1 protein-coding gene is annotated in these 516 nt (G+C 57.8%); it reads right to left on the bottom strand.

What is annotated here, in order from left to right:
• Positions 1 to 165: 165 nt before the first annotated feature.
• On the bottom strand, positions 166 to 516 hold a 351-nt coding region (locus J5M58_RS26225), incomplete at its 5' end, for a hypothetical protein (RefSeq protein WP_207880253.1).

The following is a 516-nucleotide window of genomic DNA, read 5'->3' on the forward strand; positions in this document are numbered from 1 at the left end:
GGCGACGAGCGTGTCGATTTTGTCGATCACGACTCCCTGCCCGCCGCTGAGGAAACGGCTGACCTGAGAGTCATCCCATCCAAGAGCTTGTTGCACGTCCTGACGCTTGGGGCCGTGCAGAGCATGGCGAAGCGCTGGCTCGATTAGGGCAGGGTTTCGCATGATTCAATGCCCCACAACGGGATTTGCGTGCGCTTGCGCGCTCGCGTCGGTAACTTTGGCCTGATACCGCTCAACCCCTTCGAGGTAGATTAGTCGCGCGACGCTGGACGTCGAGCGATTTTGGGACGCGGACAGCTCTTCGAGCGTGCGGCGTTCGTCCGGCATGAGCCGCATGTACACGGGCTTGTTGGACAACACGCCGCGCGGCGAGCGCGTAACGGGAGCTTTCTTGCGAAGCATGGCGGTATACTTCCCTTCGTTAACCTTGCACAACACTGATGATACACACCGATTGGTGTGTATGCAACACAAAATCAAACCAAATGGTAAGTATTGGCGATCGATTGCGTGAGG

This window comes from Pseudomonas sp. 32_A (assembly GCF_017490905.1).
Lineage (GTDB): Bacteria > Pseudomonadota > Gammaproteobacteria > Pseudomonadales > Pseudomonadaceae > Aquipseudomonas > Aquipseudomonas inefficax.